Source organism: Ruegeria sp. BG7 (assembly GCF_056535685.1).
Window position 1 is genome coordinate 2,291,742 of sequence record NZ_JBQFIU010000001.1, and the last position, 15,207, is coordinate 2,306,948.

The 15,207-nt window shown below is 57.2% G+C and carries 18 protein-coding genes and 1 riboswitch; of the genes, 10 read left to right on the forward strand and 8 right to left on the reverse strand.

What is annotated here, in order from left to right; all coding sequences use genetic code 11:
• Positions 1-3: 3 nt before the first annotated feature.
• Positions 4-705 (reverse strand): response regulator, encoded by a 702-nt coding sequence (locus ACR3EH_RS11355; RefSeq protein ID WP_171675804.1) that lies wholly within the window; start codon positions 703-705, stop codon positions 4-6.
• The gene (locus ACR3EH_RS11360) at positions 702-1,214 is read right to left on the reverse strand and encodes a MarR family winged helix-turn-helix transcriptional regulator (protein ID WP_171184516.1); all 513 of its coding nucleotides are present in this window, start codon (positions 1,212-1,214) and stop codon (positions 702-704) included. Before ACR3EH_RS11360 ends, ACR3EH_RS11355 begins: the two co-directional genes overlap by 4 nt.
• 159 nt (positions 1,215-1,373) lie before the next feature.
• On the opposite strand from ACR3EH_RS11360, the gene ACR3EH_RS11365 reads away from it, so the two are divergent.
• The 5 genes from ACR3EH_RS11365 (at position 1,374) to ACR3EH_RS11385 (ending at position 5,909) form a co-directional block, all read left to right on the forward strand.
• Positions 1,374-2,240 carry a branched-chain amino acid aminotransferase gene (locus ACR3EH_RS11365; RefSeq protein WP_171105773.1) on the forward strand — a complete coding sequence of 289 codons (867 nt, stop codon included), beginning with the start codon at positions 1,374-1,376 and terminating at the stop codon, positions 2,238-2,240.
• A 108-nt stretch (positions 2,241-2,348) separates the two neighbouring features.
• Positions 2,349-3,299: an AraC family transcriptional regulator gene (locus ACR3EH_RS11370; RefSeq protein ID WP_171184512.1), complete on the forward strand. Its 951-nt coding sequence runs from the start codon at positions 2,349-2,351 to the stop codon at positions 3,297-3,299.
• A gap of 111 nt (positions 3,300-3,410) precedes the next feature.
• Complete coding sequence (locus ACR3EH_RS11375; protein ID WP_171184510.1) at positions 3,411-3,776, forward strand: SPW repeat domain-containing protein; 366 nt, start codon at positions 3,411-3,413, stop codon at positions 3,774-3,776.
• 137 nt (positions 3,777-3,913) lie between these two features.
• Positions 3,914-5,482, forward strand: coding sequence for an alkaline phosphatase D family protein (locus tag ACR3EH_RS11380; RefSeq protein ID WP_171675806.1), 1,569 nt, complete (start codon positions 3,914-3,916; stop codon positions 5,480-5,482).
• Positions 5,483-5,690: 208 nt separating this feature from the next.
• Positions 5,691-5,909: a hypothetical protein gene (locus ACR3EH_RS11385; protein ID WP_171184506.1), complete on the forward strand. Its 219-nt coding sequence runs from the start codon at positions 5,691-5,693 to the stop codon at positions 5,907-5,909.
• A 35-nt stretch (positions 5,910-5,944) separates the two neighbouring features.
• Here ACR3EH_RS11385 and cobO read toward each other — a convergent pair whose 3' ends face one another.
• The 5 genes from cobO to ACR3EH_RS11410 form a co-directional block, all read right to left on the reverse strand.
• Positions 5,945-6,544, reverse strand: coding sequence for a cob(I)yrinic acid a,c-diamide adenosyltransferase (gene cobO / locus ACR3EH_RS11390; RefSeq protein WP_171184504.1), 600 nt, complete (start codon positions 6,542-6,544; stop codon positions 5,945-5,947).
• A gap of 56 nt (positions 6,545-6,600) precedes the next feature.
• Entirely contained in the window at positions 6,601-7,536 is a 936-nt protein-coding gene (locus ACR3EH_RS11395; RefSeq protein WP_171184502.1) for a DMT family transporter, read from the reverse strand.
• Between the two features lie 45 nt (positions 7,537-7,581).
• Entirely contained in the window at positions 7,582-8,244 is a 663-nt protein-coding gene (locus ACR3EH_RS11400; RefSeq protein WP_371810727.1) for an HD domain-containing protein, read from the reverse strand.
• Complete coding sequence (aroC, locus tag ACR3EH_RS11405; RefSeq protein WP_171184500.1) at positions 8,228-9,328, reverse strand: chorismate synthase; 1,101 nt, start codon at positions 9,326-9,328, stop codon at positions 8,228-8,230. Before aroC ends, ACR3EH_RS11400 begins: the two co-directional genes overlap by 17 nt.
• 125 nt (positions 9,329-9,453) lie before the next feature.
• Positions 9,454-9,894 (reverse strand): 6,7-dimethyl-8-ribityllumazine synthase, encoded by a 441-nt coding sequence (locus tag ACR3EH_RS11410; protein ID WP_171184494.1) that lies wholly within the window; start codon positions 9,892-9,894, stop codon positions 9,454-9,456.
• Positions 9,895-9,965: 71 nt separating this feature from the next.
• Positions 9,966-10,166: riboswitch (FMN riboswitch) on the reverse strand.
• 54 nt (positions 10,167-10,220) lie between these two features.
• Between ACR3EH_RS11410 and ACR3EH_RS11415 the strand changes: the two genes are divergently transcribed.
• Together ACR3EH_RS11415 and ACR3EH_RS11420 are read left to right on the forward strand one after the other, a co-directional pair.
• A complete protein-coding gene (locus tag ACR3EH_RS11415) occupies positions 10,221-10,835 on the forward strand; it encodes an FMN-binding negative transcriptional regulator (RefSeq protein ID WP_171184492.1) in 615 nt (204 codons plus the stop codon).
• Positions 10,836-10,905: 70 nt separating this feature from the next.
• Positions 10,906-11,514 carry a glutathione S-transferase gene (locus tag ACR3EH_RS11420; RefSeq protein ID WP_171184490.1) on the forward strand — a complete coding sequence of 203 codons (609 nt, stop codon included), beginning with the start codon at positions 10,906-10,908 and terminating at the stop codon, positions 11,512-11,514.
• Positions 11,515-11,536: 22 nt separating this feature from the next.
• Here the strand turns inward: ACR3EH_RS11420 and ACR3EH_RS11425 are convergent, their stop codons facing one another.
• On the reverse strand, positions 11,537-11,980 hold the full coding sequence (locus tag ACR3EH_RS11425) for a c-type cytochrome (RefSeq protein ID WP_171184488.1): 444 nt from the start codon (positions 11,978-11,980) through the stop codon (positions 11,537-11,539).
• Between the two features lie 464 nt (positions 11,981-12,444).
• On the opposite strand from ACR3EH_RS11425, the gene petA reads away from it, so the two are divergent.
• Genes petA through ACR3EH_RS11440 form a run of 3 tightly spaced genes read left to right on the forward strand, consistent with a single transcriptional unit; the run spans position 12,445 to position 15,185 of the window.
• Positions 12,445-13,029 carry a ubiquinol-cytochrome c reductase iron-sulfur subunit gene (gene petA, locus ACR3EH_RS11430; RefSeq protein ID WP_171093027.1) on the forward strand — a complete coding sequence of 195 codons (585 nt, stop codon included), beginning with the start codon at positions 12,445-12,447 and terminating at the stop codon, positions 13,027-13,029.
• 14 nt (positions 13,030-13,043) lie between these two features.
• A complete protein-coding gene (petB, locus tag ACR3EH_RS11435; protein WP_171093028.1) occupies positions 13,044-14,375 on the forward strand; it encodes a cytochrome b in 1,332 nt (443 codons plus the stop codon).
• An 18-nt stretch (positions 14,376-14,393) separates the two neighbouring features.
• Positions 14,394-15,185: a cytochrome c1 gene (locus tag ACR3EH_RS11440; RefSeq protein WP_171093042.1), complete on the forward strand. Its 792-nt coding sequence runs from the start codon at positions 14,394-14,396 to the stop codon at positions 15,183-15,185.
• Positions 15,186-15,207: the final 22 nt, after the last annotated feature.

The following is a 15,207-nucleotide window of genomic DNA, read 5'->3' on the forward strand; positions in this document are numbered from 1 at the left end:
CGCTTAATCTTGTGCCAGCATATAACCTGCGCCGCGGACGGTTTGCAGATATCTGGGTTGTTTCGGATCCTGCTCGATCTTGCGCCGCAGGCGCGTGATCTGTACGTCCACCGCGCGTTCCTGCGCCTGGCCTTTGTCGCGCCCCAGATCCTCGACCAGCTTCGCGCGGCTGATCGGTTCGCCGGGCTGGGCCGAGAAGATTTTCATCAACTGGCTTTCCGTTGCAGTCAGACGTACCGGCTCTTCACCCTGCCACATCTCGCCCCGCTCGATGTCATATCTGATCGGGCCAAGGTTGAGGATCTTTGCCGCCGTTTCCTCGGCAGGTGTTTCCGGCATCCTGCGCAGAATTGCGTTGATCCGCAGCAGAAGTTCCTTTGGCTCGAACGGCTTCGCCAGATAATCATCCGCCCCGGCCTCAAGCCCTGCAATCCGGTGTTCGGTTTCCCCTTTGGCAGTCAGAAGCAGGATGGGGGTGCTATGTGTCTCTCGCAGCGATTTTGTCAGGCTGACACCATCTTCGCCCGGCATCATCACGTCCAGAATGATCATGTCGAAATCCAGACCCGACAGGACCCGCCGCGCATGGGCCGCGTCCCGAGCCGCCGTGACCAAAAACCCGTTTCGCATCAGGAATTTCTTGAGCAGATCGCGAATGCGCTCGTCGTCGTCAACAATCAGCAGATGGGCGTCCATATCGCTCATGAGGTCGTATCCCGAAGTTTCGTATAGGCATGACGCATATCAGCATCCATCATTGCTTCAAGCACTTTGCGAAATCCGGCCACGGCTTCGGGACCGGCATCTTTGTAGGCCGCGCGCATTCGGGCGCGCTGCGCATCGGACAGAGTGGTTTCCAACGCCTGTCCCTTCTCTGTCAGAAATAGGTGGCGTTCACGTTTGTCCACTGTGCCAACGCGGCTTTCCACCAGCCCATCTTCGATCAAGGTTCGCAAAACCCTGTTTAGAGACTGCTTTGTGACTCCAAGGATCGCTAACAAGTTGTTGACCGTCGTGCCCGGCGCGCGGTTGATGAAATGGATCGCCCTGTGATGAGCGCGGCCATAGGCCATTTCGGTCAGGATGCGGTCAGGATCTGCGGTAAATCCGCGATAGGCGAAGAACATGGCCTCAATCCCCTGCCTCAATTGCTCATCGGTCAAAAACAACAGGCTCTCGCCCCCGTAACGCGGGGCAGGGCGGATGTCGGACATGGTACGCCTCATTCGTTACTCTGGGCCGAGTTTATGTCAGCCTTATTGACATTCCAAGGGTAGAGCGGTATCGAATCGCAGTTTTTGCGCAACATTATGTCCGCATCGGACCTAAGCGGCGCAACAATCGCAAATTCAACCCGGTTCAGGAGGTTTCGCATGGCGGGGTATGATGATCGTGATGGCACCATTTGGTTGGATGGCAAGCTGGTGCCCTGGCGTGAGGCCAATGTCCATATTCTGACCCACGCTATGCACTATGCGTCGTCCGTATTCGAAGGCGAGCGCGCCTATAACGGCAAGATATTCAAAAGCCGCGAACATTCCGAACGTCTGATCGCTTCAGCCGAAGCGCTGGATATGCCTATGCCCTATTCGGTCGATGAAATCGAAGCTGCGAAGGAAGAAGCGCTGAAAGCCAGCGGTCTGAAAGACGCCTATGTGCGTGCTCTGGTCTGGCGCGGCTCGGGCGAAGATATGGGCGTGGCATCGGCCAAGAACCCGGTGCGCATGGCTGTCGCGGTTTGGCCTTGGGGCGCTTATTACGGCGATGCCAAGATGCAGGGCGCAAAGCTGGACATTGCCGAATGGAAACGCCCCAGCCCTGAAACAATTCCGGTTCACGCCAAGGCCGCAGGTCTTTACATGATCTGCACCATCTCGAAGCACAAAGCCGAAGCCAAAGGTTGCTCGGATGCCTTGTTCATGGACTGGCGCGGGTATGTGGCCGAAGCAACCGGTGCGAACGTGTTTTTCGTCAAGGATGGAGAGGTTCACACACCCCTGGCCGATTGCTTTTTGAACGGTATCACGCGTCAGACAGTCATTCAGATGCTGAAAGACAAGGGCATCACCGTGCATGAACGCCGCATCAAGCCAGAAGAGATGGCTGATTTCGAACAATGCTGGCTGACCGGTACCGCAGCCGAGGTGACGCCTGTGGGGCAGATCGGCGAATATACATTCGAAGTGGGCGACCTGACCCGCGAGATTGCGGAAGATTACGAAAAGCTGGTTCGCTCGTAAGCTTTTAAACCCCCGCTTCGGCGGGGGTTTTCTGTGCAGAACGTGCACAACTTCGTGCAAATCGTCCTGTAGGCTGGACGATCTGCACATGTTGCGTATCTTTCGCGCATGTTAGATCTTCTCAGCGATATTCTCACGCGTCTGTCCCTGCGTGGCACGTTTTACTTCCGCACATCGTTCACACCGCCCTTCGGCATTCAGGTGCCGGGCTACGAAAACGTGGCGCGGTTTCATTTCGTGCAGCGCGGTGAGCTTAAAGTGCATGTCTCGACGACTGGCGAGACACTTAGGCTGCGGCAGGGTGACTTGATCCTGATTCCCCACGGTGCGCCGCACGCGTTGCTCTGTGCCGAGGTCAAGCCATTGGACGCGTTGCCTTTGGAACAGGTGCTCGAGGTGGCAGGCTACACAGGCGATGGTGTGCTGGTTTACGGCGGTCCTGACGACGAACGCGATACGCAGTTGATCTGCGGTCACTTTTCCTTCACGGGTCCAGCCGGACGGCAGGGCACTGGGCATATGCTGATCGACCGTCTGCCGCCCTACATCCTGATCGAAAACTACGGAGAGGAGTCCGGGGCCTGGATGGAATCGACCCTGCGAATGATCGGTTCCGAGGTCTCGGGCGCGAAAATTGGCGGCGACCTGATCGCGATGAAATTGTCCGAGGTGCTGTTCGCGCAGGCAATTCGGGTCTATCTGGAACGTCAGAGTCCGCAGGATTCAGCTTTGGCCGGGTTTGCCGATCTGCGCATCTCGCGGGCGTTGACCGCGTTCCATCAAGCCCCGGCTGAGGATTGGAGCGTCGCATCTTTGGCGCGAGAGTCCGGTATGTCACGCACTGCCTTTGCTCAGCTTTTTGCCGAGAAAATGGGAACGACGCCGATGCAATATCTCACAGACTGGCGGATGCAGATCGCCTGCCATGGTCTGACCGAGGCACGCTGGAACGTGGCTGATGCCGCAGCAGAAGTCGGATACGCCTCGGAAGCCGCGTTCTCGCGAGTCTTCAAAAAGCAGGTTGGTCTTTCACCGGCTGCATACAGGGCGATGCACTGATACACCAAAATTTACGAACGATCTGCATGAAATCAGAAACGGTCAGGAATTCAGCGTTCGGGATCACCAGATTAGCTTCCTTTCATCACTGGTTGAGGAAAGGAAAACCTTATGTCCCTTCGTTTTGTTACACGTTCTGTCCACGCGTATCTGGATTACCCGGTCGCCGTTGCCCTGATGACCTTGCCGTTCCTTCTGGGGCTGGGTCAGTCCAATCCGCTGGCCCTGTGGTTGTCTGTTGCAACCGGGGTGGCCGCCTTTGTTCTGACAGTTCTGACCGATCACCATCTGGGGATCTGGCGGGTTCTACCCTACAGGTTTCATCTGGCGGTGGACTTGCTGGTTGGCGTCACCTTTCTGTTTGCACCCAGTATCTTTGGTTTCACGGGTATGGATGCGGCGTTTTACTGGTTGAACGGTGCGGCTGTGGTGCTTGTCATCTCGCTCAGCGCGCCCGAGCAGGACGTCGCTGCCTGACGACGTTATCCACATCTGTCATGGTATCATCATGATACTGTCAAGAAACTGAGCCGCGGGTTTTACAAACTGGCGGCTCATATCGGCGCACCAATCGCGTGGTCGGAGAATCGATCACCAGACAGGAGAGCCTCACTATGACCAAGATCCTACGCCCAAACCGTCGTTCGTTTCTGGCGGGCAGCACCGCCTTTGCCGCTTCACTGGCCATGCCAGCCATCAGCCGCGCCGGATCGCGCCCCGTGTTCACACACGGCGTTCAGTCCGGTGACGTCGATACGACATCGGGCATGATCTGGACCCGCACGGATCGCCCCTCTCGCGTGATGATGGAAGTATCAACCACAGAAAGCTTCGCAGATGCCCGCACACTCCCGCCGATGGATGCCATCCCCAACAGCGATTTTGCTGTCAAACGTCTGGTCGAGGGGCTGCCATCGGATCAGGACATTTTCTACCGGTTCGTTGCTGCCGATCTGAGTGACATCAACACAATATCAGAGCCTATTATTGGCCAATTCCGCACTGCACCGACCTCGCGCCGCAACATTCGGTTTGCCTGGTCAGGTGACACCGCCGGTCAGGGATGGGGTATTGATGACGAAGGTATGCGCACCTACGCGACCATGGCGCAGCACAAGCCGGACTTCTTCATACATTCCGGTGACACCGTCTATGCCGACGGTCCTATGCAGGATGAGGTCGAAAAAGACGGCCAATTGATCTGGAAGAACACAACCCTGATCGACGAGAAACGCAAGGTGGCCGAAACACTGGACGAGTTCCGTGCCCAGTGGAAATACAACATGATGGACGAGCATGTGCGGGCCATGAACGCCGTTTGTCCGACCTTTTTCCAGTGGGATGACCATGAGGTTGTGAACAACTGGTCCGATGCGAAAGACCTGATTTCAGACGACCGATATACCGAGAAGTCGGTGCATGTTCTTCAGTCCCGCGCCGGACGTGCTTTCCACGAAATGACACCGTTGCGCATTACGCCGGCAGAGCCAGGTCGTGTGTATCGCAAGATTTCCTATGGTCCGATGCTGGACGTCTTCTTCCTGGACCTGCGCAGTTATCGTGGACCGAACAGCCCGTCAATGGAGGATGAAATCACGGATCAGTCCCGCATTCTGGGCGCGGAACAACTGGCATGGCTCAAGCAAGAGCTGGCAGGATCTCAAGCGACCTGGAAGGTGATCGCCTCGGACATGCCAATCGGGTTGATCGTCTGGGACAACTGGAAGGAACAGGCCGGAGCAGAGGCAATTTCGAACGGCGATAGCGGGCCGGCCAAGGGGCGTGAGTTGGAGATCGCGGACCTGCTGCGTTTCATCAAAACGGCTGGCATCACCAACACGGTCTGGTTCACCGCGGATGTCCACTACACCGCTGCGCACTACTATGACCCTAACAAAGCACAATTCCAGGATTTTGAACCGTTTTGGGAGTTTGTTTCAGGCCCGCTGCACGCAGGGACATTTGGTCCAAACACCCTGGACGGCACCTTCGGACCTGAGGTCAAATACGTCAAAGCGCCCGCCGAAGGGCAGGGGGTAAACCTTCCGCCCAGCGAAGGTCTGCAGTTCTTTGGTCTGGTGGACATTGACGGCGCGACCGAACAGATGACGGTTCGGCTGATGGACCGGGCAGATACCGAGCTCTGGTCGGTTACGTTGGACCCGCAGAATCGCGCGCTCTGATTTTTTATAAGGGCGTGTGTGCACCCCGAGAAATCCTCGGGGTGTTTTAGGGCTTGAAAATCCCGACTTAAATAGTCAGATTATGCTCAACGCCAGATGGTGTACCATCAAGCTTATGGTTTCGGGGCGGTTTGCAGGTTTAGCATGACTTTGGTGATAGCTTGCCGCCGCTCCGGAAACGAATCTGCCTAAACAGAACGAGGCTGAAATGAGCGAGTCGCTAGATGAAATTATGGCACGCCATGATGCGTTGGCTGCATGTGGATGCACTTGTTGCGACAGTGACTATTGCGCCTATGTCGACTGTCGAAAGCCGCGCCGTAAACAAACCGAAGCGATGCAGCCTGTAAGATCAAAACCTAACGATCTTACCCCACGCGCCTCGCTTCGAGAGATTGTTGAAGCGACCCTGAGCCGTTTTGGCTGAGTGACGCAGGCCAACGGGCCTACGTTAAAAAAGGGTCAAAAATCCACGCCGCGCTGGGCCTTGATCCCCGTTTGGAAAGGGTGCTTTTCCTCAGTCATTTCGGTCACAAGATCGGCATAGTCACGCAGGGCTTGGGGCGCGTCGCGGCCCGTCAGAAATACACTGGTTTTGTCCGAACGCGCGTTCAGGCCGTCGATGACTTGCTCAACTGATAGATACTCGTACCGCAAGGCAATGTTGATCTCGTCCAGAACGACTAGATCGTATTCGCCGCTGGACATCAGGGCGCGCGCCTTGTCGAAGGCGGCGTTTGCGGCAGCGATGTCGCGTTCGCGATCTTGCGTGTCCCAGGTGAAACCTTCGCCCATCGTGTGCCATGTCACCAGATCGCGTTCTTCGAAGAAACGACGCTCGCCTGTTTTCCACTTGCCCTTGATGAACTGCACCACGGCGACTTTCTGACCCCAGCCCAGGGCGCGTATGACCACGCCAAAAGCGGCCGAGGATTTACCTTTGCCCTTGCCGGTGTTGATCAGAACCAGACCGCGACCGGGATCCACTGCCTCGGACACTTTCTTGCGGTGCTTGGCCTGCACCTGCTGCATCTTTTCCTTGTGATCCTGCGCTTCGCTCATGGGGGAACCTCTTTGATTGTCCGGCCCAAACTAGGGGAAGATTACAAAAGGTAAAGTCACGCTTTGGGGTCTGTGACCGACCGGGCTTTGCCCCGCTCGAGCCCCAACTGGTGTTCGCGCCAGATTACAACGACATTGCCTGCGATGACCAAAGCGGCCCCAATCAGGATTGCAAGCGTTGGCAGTTCGTCGAACCAGACATAGCCAATCACAATCGCAAACAGCATGGTCGCGTAGTCATAAGGTGCCAGCATCGAAGCCTGACCAAAGCGATAAGAGGACGTCACCAAAATCTGCGCAACCCCGCCGATCAGGCCCATCATAATCAGTATTAGAGCCTGATTCAGCGTTGGCATCGACCATCCCCAGAACGCGGTCAGCGCCGATAGCAGCGTCGCAGTCATCGAGAAATAGAAGACGATGGCAGCTGGGTGATCAACCTTGACCAGTTGTCGGATATGGATCTGAACAAAGGCGCGCGCGACAGTAGCGCCCAAAACGCATAGCGCACCAATGGTGGCCGCAACCTCCATCTCGGTGCTGCCCAAGCGTGGCCAAATCATGATCAGGACCCCCAGCAGACCAAGCGCCACCGCGCCGATACGGATCAGACGAATGCGTTCGCCCAGCATCACGGCGGCCAGAATCAGGGTGAAGATCGGTGTGGCATAGCCTATTGCCGTCACCTCGGGCAGGGGCAGCAGGCTTAGGCCGGTAAAGGTAAGCCCCATGGCGCTGGTGCCCAGAACACCGCGCCAGAAATGGCCCATGGGTTTCTTGACCACAAAGCCCTTGGACAACTCACCGCGCGCGATGAGCCAGAGGATGATGACGGGAATCGCGAACAGGGACCGGAAGAACACCAATTGGCCCGGTGGGAATTCATCCGATAAAGCTTTGACCAAGGCGGACATCGACGTGAACAGGAACAGCGCGCCCAGTTTCAGCGTCACAGCCAGCAGAGGTCGATGCGATGTTAAGGGTTTTGTCATCGGCGCGAACCTGCGCCTTTGGCGGACAAAGATCAACGGGTGGGTTTAGTCGTTCACCCAGGATTGAGGCAGAGAATCGCCGATTTCCTCGGCGAATTCTTCGAGAAAACGGATCATACGTGCGGTGCGTTGTTCCGCAATCTGTCTGCCGGTCTGTGTCAGCATGTCGCCCGGCAGCCTCAGCAGTTTGACTTTCCAATGGTCGAGTGAGAAATGCAGGTCGTCCAAAGGCCGGTTTTGGGCAAAGGGATCTGCCGCGTCATACAAAGTGCGCCCCAAAGCACCTGAAACGGAAAAGTTGCGTGCGATGCCTATGGCGCCCAAAGCATCAAGCCGATCCGCATCGCGCAGGATGCGTGCCTCGGCCGTTTTTGGAGCAATATTGGCCGAGAAACTATGGGCTTCAATTGCGTGCTGGATGGCTCGAACCTGGTTCGAGTTATACCCCAAATCCTTCAGAATAGGCTCTGATTCCACTGCGGATTTGCGAGATGCCAGATGCCGGTCTGGATCATCCTTTGGCAGATTTACCAGATCATGCAGATAACTTGCGGCCAGCAGCACGGTCATATCGGTTTGATCATCCGCGATGGCCTGAGCGTTGGTCCAGACCCGATCCAGATGGGCCAGATCATGAGCCGGATCCGTTTCCATGCGATGCGCGACCACCGCACGCAAGCGCGTGCGCAGATCAGCCGATCCGTCCACGGTTCTCTCCGATCTGACCGCGATGCAGAAGCAGGTGGTCGAGGATCACGCAGGCCATCATCGCCTCGCCAACCGGAACGGCGCGGATGCCGACGCAGGGGTCGTGGCGGCCTTTGGTGATGATCTCGGTCTCTTCGCCTGACTTGGTGATCGTCTTGCGTGTGGTCAGGATCGACGACGTAGGCTTCACGGCAAAGCGCACAACGATGTCTTGCCCGGTCGAGATACCACCCAGAATGCCACCGGCATGATTCGAGCTGTATTGCGGGCCGTTCTGGCCCATGAAGATCTCATCCGCGTTGGCTTCGCCGGTCAGTTCAGCGGCCGCCATGCCTTCGCCAATTTCGACACCTTTGACGGCGTTGATAGACATCATCGAAGCGGCCAGATCAGTGTCTAACTTGGCGTATACGGGCGCTCCGATTCCTGCTGGAACACCGCGCGCGACGACTTCAACGACCGCACCGACCGAGTTGCCGGACTTGCGCAGATCGTCCAGATACGCGGCCCAGTCTTCGGCAGCTTGCGCATCGGGTGTCCAGAACGGGTTCTTTTCGATCTGAGACCAGTCAAAGTTCGCACGGTTGATTTTGTGCGGTCCGATTTGCGTCATATAACCGGTGATTTGTACATTCGGCGCGATCTGTTTGATCGCCTCTCGCGCCAGCCCTCCGGCAGCAACACGCGATGCGGTTTCCCGCGCCGAGCTGCGCCCGCCACCTCGATAGTCGCGGATGCCGTATTTCTGCCAATAGGTGATATCGGCGTGGCCGGGACGGAACTTGTCCATGATATCGCCGTAGTCTTTTGACCGCTGATCGGTATTCTCGATCATCAACTGCACCGGTGTGCCGGTGGTCTGGCCTTCGAACACGCCGGACAGGATCTTTACCTGATCCGGTTCCCGCCGTTGAGTGGTGAATTTGTTCTGACCCGGTTTGCGCTTGTCTAGCCAGTACTGAATCATGGCTTCGTCGATTTGAACGCCCGGAGGGCAGCCGTCGACCGTCGCGCCTAATGCGGGACCATGGCTTTCGCCCCAGGTGGTGACGCGGAAGAGGTGTCCAAAGCTGTTCATCGACATGGGGCGTGCTCCTTTGCGGGTTGTGATTAGCGGGCAAGGCCCCCGGCCTCAAGCGGATTTGGTCTTTGATGACGTGAACGCCGCCCGGTGGGCGGCGCATTTGAGTATTTTTGAAAAGATGAAGCTTAGGCGGCCTGCGCGACTTTCTCGCGGGTATCCGTGATCATCAGTGCGGCCTGAGCCGCTTCGCGCCCTTTCTGAACGAAATGGTCGCGGTAGATCGCGTTGTGGTGGTCGGTTTCCTGATACTGGTGCGGTGTCAGCGAGACCGACAGGACAGGAACGCCTGTGTCCAGTCCGGCGCGCATCAGGCCATCAACCACGGCCTGCGCGACGAAATCGTGGCGGTAGATGCCGCCATCCACAACAAAGGCGGCGCACGCTACGGCGGCGTATTTGCCGGTTTGGGCCAAGTCGCGGGCCAACAGAGGCATTTCGAACGCGCCGGGAACGTCGAAGACATCGACCTGATCGGCGGGGATGAGTTCGAGGAAGCCGTCAAGCGCGCGGTCGACGATGTCGGAGTGCCATTTGGCTTTGACAAAAGCATAGCGGGTGTGTGTCATTATGGTCTCCTTTCGCAACAGACACGTCACCCAAGGCGATCACGGGCAAGCACGCCGATTGCCGGCGTGTTGCACGTTCTCTTTCATCCGGACTGTAACCGTCGGCTCTGGCCTCTCACCAGATCTGCTTGACACCCTTTGGCGCTTCCACACTTTGTCCGAAAACCGGTTGCCGCTCTTCGGATCGTGGACACGTCTGGGCCGCTCGCGGGCTTACGGGTCGTCGCCCGCATACCGCCGGTGGGGAATTCCGCCCCGCCCTGAGAACAAGACGGACCTTGCATATCTTGGGTCTGGTCTGCAAGAGATTTGGCAGGAGGACCGCCATGCACCCGAACCCCGCCTTTCGCGCCGAGGACCGCACGCGCCATATTGCGTATGCACGTGAACGAGGATTCGGCGTTTTGGCCTTGTCGACAGATGGTGCCCCGCTGTTGAGCCATGTGCCGTTTCTTCTGTCCGAAGATGGTCTGGTGGCTGAACTGCATCTTGTCCGCTCAAATCCCATCGTGCGCGCCTTGGGAACGCCGAAAGCGATGAAGATCGCGGTGCAGGGGCCGGATGGGTATATCTCGCCGGATTGGTACGAGGTCGAGGATCAGGTGCCAACCTGGAATTATGTGGCCGTGCATTTGACCGGGCAGCTGGAGCTGCGCCCGCAGGAGGAGCTGTTGGATCTGTTGAACCGGCAATCAGCCTTCTATGAAGAGCGCCTGCAACCAAAGCCTCCGTGGGATACGGCAAAGATGTCAGACGAGGCTCTGACCAAAATGATGCGGATGATCGTGCCGTGCCGAATACAGGTCGAGGATGTTCAGGGCACATGGAAGTTAAGCCAGAACAAGCCTGATGATGTGCGCTTGCGGGCGTCTGAACAGGTTGCGTCGTCGGGGATCGGGTCCGAATTGAGTGTTCTGCAAGAGTTGATGCGCAACGCCTAGCCGTCGGCGAAGTGTGGGCTTTCGTTTTTGTGGACCTCCTGTAAGGTCGGCACAAACAGGGAGCCTGCCGATGAAACTCTACCACAGTCTGACCTCGCCCTATGTTCGCAAAGTCATGGTATTGCTGCATGAAACAGATCAGCTTGAAGATGTTGAGCTGGAGACAGTGGCCGGAACACCGATCTCACCGGCTGAGCCACTGGTTAGCAAAGCACCGTTGACAAAAGTTCCAGCGCTGGAGCGCCCGGACGGGCCTACCTTGTTCGACAGCCGGGTAATCTGTGCGTTTCTGGATGCCCGTGCTGGTGGAAAGCTTTATCCCGAGGGCGCAGGTCGCTGGGATGTTCTGACACTCGAAGCGCTTGCTGACGGCATTCTGGATGCAGCCCTTTTGATGACTTACGAAGACCGCCTGCGTCCCGACGACAAAAAGTGGGATGCCTGGATTGAATCGCAGTGGGTCAAGATTGAACGGGCCTGTGCTGTACTGAACCAACGGTGGATGGCGCATTTGTCGGGCCCGTTGGATATGGGGCAGGTCGCCGTCGGCTGTGCGCTGGGCTATCTGGATCTGCGCCACGATGCGCGGGGGTGGCGCAAGGGCAATGACGCGCTTGCCAAGTGGTTTGCGGAGTTTGGCGAGCGGCCCAGCATGGTGGCCACCCGCCCTCAGGGCTAAAGCATCCGCAGCCGCGTCTGAGTCACTGGCTGAACGTCGCCAGATACGCGGCGATATCTTCCGCACCTTTCTTGAGTTTGACGCTCATGTTCGGGCGGGCGGTGTCGTCGTCGAGATAAACCTTGATGAACCCGATCGGGTCTTTGGAATAGGCGGCGATGTTTTCTTCGGTCCAGACCAGACCTTCTTCACCGGCGCGGATCATGTCGTCGGTGAACATGCCGATGGGCAGGCGTTCGCTGCCATAACGGTAGTCATTCTCGGATCCGGCAACCCGTCCGATGACGCCATAGAGATTCGGCCCGGTGATTCCGCCTTTGACCAGAACTTTTCCGTCTTTGATGATCGCGTGGCATGACGAGCAGCGGTTATACATCGCCTTTCCCTTTTCGGGGTCACCTGCGGCAAGGGTCTGAGTGGACAGGGCCAGCGTAAATAAAGCTGTGGTCAACAGGGTTTTTGGCATAGGGGGTCTCCTGACAGGAGTTCGCGCGTTTTGCCCGCTGTCCTGTATTCGCGCAAAAAGTGCAACGGGGTAAACCTGCACAATTTGCAATTTAAATCATCTATTTGGGGAATATGATTTTGCAGAAAACAATCCCGTTCCCGCCGGTTGGATTGTGAACATTCAAGGCGCAATTCAGCGTTACATGGCTGGAACGCTCCGCGCCTGCTGGGCGTCGTCTTTGGTGTCTGCTGGCAATCGAATCAAAGCAGCCTGATTCGACCTGATCAACAAAGTTGAGCGCAAGATTCACCAAAAAAACGGTCTCGTTCCCTAAATGAAGCGGCACATGCGGCGTATTGCGCGTTTATGAACGCTGGACGAACACTATTCTCCCCGATAGTAAGCGCGTTTAAGACGCCGCTTTCACGCGGTGCGCGAGCTTTTTGCCCGTCCGCGGGCGCCAGACAATCGGAGATAACCTCGTGTCCCACGCAGAAGACCACGAAGGCACCCGCAGAGATTTCCTGTATTACGTCGCTGGCGGCGCAGGTGTCGTTGCGACGGGTGCAGCCGTATGGCCCCTGATCAACCAAATGAACCCGTCAGCAGACGTGCAGGCGCTTTCGTCGATCCGCACGGATGTAAGCGGGGTTGAGCCGGGCACACAGCTGACAGTTAAATGGCTGGGTAAACCCGTGTTTATCCGTCACCGCACCGGTGCCGAGATTGCCGAAGCCCAGCAACAAGACGAAGAAGCCGTTGGCAACTTGCCTGATCCGCTGGCGCGTAACTTCAACCTGAACGCAGATGCACCTGCAACAGACGCCAACCGCGTCATGCCGTCGCCCGAAGGCGAAGCCGAGGGTGCCTGGATCGTTCAGATGGGCGTTTGTACGCACCTTGGATGTGTGCCGTTGGGTGATGCTGGCGACTTTGGCGGTTGGTTCTGCCCATGCCACGGCTCGCACTACGATCTGGCAGGCCGGATCCGTAAAGGTCCCGCGCCTGAGAACCTGCCTGTTCCACCTGCGGAATGGGTCGACGCAACAACCATCAAACTCGGCTAAGGGAGACCCAGTTTATGTCCGGAATTCCCCACGATCATTACGAGCCGAAGTCTGACGGCGAAAAGTGGCTGAACAGCCGCCTTCCCATCGTCGGCCTGCTGTATGACACCCTGATGATCCCGACCCCCAAGAACCTGAACTGGTGGTGGATCTGGGGCATCGTCCTGGCGTTCTGCTTGGCGCTGCAAATCGTTACCGGCATCATTCTGGTGATGCACTATACGCCGCATGTCGATCTGGCCTTTGCCAGTGTTGAGCACATCATGCGTAACGTGAATGGCGGTTACTTCATCCGTTATCTGCACATGAACGGTGCTTCGCTGTTCTTTGTTGCGGTCTACATTCACATGTTCCGCGGCCTGTATTACGGCTCGTACAAAGCCCCGCGTGAAATCACTTGGATCATCGGGATGCTTATCTACCTGATGATGATGGGTACCGCGTTCATGGGCTACGTTCTGCCTTGGGGCCAGATGTCCTTCTGGGGCGCGACCGTGATCACCGGCCTGTTTGGTGCGATCCCGTTTGTGGGTGAAGCAATCCAGACCTGGCTGTTGGGCGGGCCCGCTGTGGACAACGCCACGCTGAACCGCTTCTTCTCGCTGCACTACCTGCTGCCGTTTATCATTGCGGCGCTGGTCATCGTGCATATCTGGGCTTTCCACACCACCGGCAACAACAACCCCACGGGCGTTGAAGTGCGCCGTGGTTCGAAAGCCGAGGCCGAGAAAGACACATTGCCGTTCTGGCCCTACTTCGTGATCAAGGACCTGTTTGCGCTGGCCGTGATCCTGGTCGTGTTCTGGGCAATCGTCGGCTTTATGCCGAACTACCTGGGCCACCCGGACAACTACATCGAAGCCAACCCGCTGGTCACACCTGCACACATCGTTCCGGAATGGTACTTCCTGCCCTTCTACGCGATCCTGCGGGCCTTCACTGGCGAGGTTTGGGTTGTACAATTCGCAAGCTTCATCACCGGCGGTATCATTGATGCCAAGTTCTTCGGTGTGATTGCGATGTTTGGTGCGATCCTGGCCATGGCGCTGGCGCCCTGGCTGGACACATCGAGCGTGCGTTCGGGAAAATACCGTCCGATGTTCAAATGGTGGTTCTACCTGCTGATCATCGACTTCTTTGCCCTGATGTGGCTGGGTGCGATGCCCGCGGAAGAGCCTTATGCGACCTTCTCGCTGATCGCGTCTGCCTACTGGTTCGCCTATTTCTTCGTGATCCTGCCGATCCTGGGTGTCATCGAAAAACCGCTGACCCCACCGGAGACCATCGAAGAAGACTTCAACGCGCATTATGGCAAGGCTGACGCCGAAGCCACGCCGGCCGAGTAAGAAGAGGGACCGGATACCATGTTCAAGAAACTTGCAATCGGCGCTGCGTTTGCTCTGGCCCTGACCCCTGCTGCATCTTTTGCGGCAGGTGGTGGCGATCAGCATATCGAAGATTTCGCCTTTTCGTTCGAAGGTCCGTTTGGCACCTGGGATCAAAACCAGCTGCAACGCGGTCTGCAAATCTATACCGAGGTTTGCGCAGCCTGCCACGGCCTGCAATATGTTCCTCTGCGCGATTTGGAAGCGCTGGGTTACAACGAAGAGCAGGTCATCACCTATGCGGCGGACAATTTTGAGGTTTTTGACCCTGAATTGGACGATTTCCGCCCTGCGATCCCGACCGACCACTTCCCGGCCAATACAGCCGTTGGCGCACCTGACCTGAGTCTGATGGCCAAAGCCCGCGCAGGCTTCCACGGTCCTTACGGGTTGGGCATCAACCAGCTGGTCAAAGGCATGGGTGGCGCGGAATACATCGCCTCGTTGCTGGACGGCTATACTGGCAAGGAAAAGGAAGAGGCAGGCACCATCCTGTACGAAAACACCGCCTTCCCGGGTGGCTGGATTTCGATGGCCCCGCCGCTGGCAGAAGATCAGGTCGAGTTTGCCGATGGTCACCCCGCCAGTGTCGAAGCGATGTCCGAAGATGTTTCTGCGTTCCTGATGTGGGCGGCTGAGCCCAAGATGATGGACCGCAAGAATGCAGGCTTCGTTGGCGTCATCTTCCTGTCTGTTCTGTCAGTCCTGCTGTATCTGGTGAACAAGCGCCTGTGGGCGCCGCACAAAGGCAAACTCCGTCCTGAGGATTGATCCTTTTTCGGAGTTAGAAATC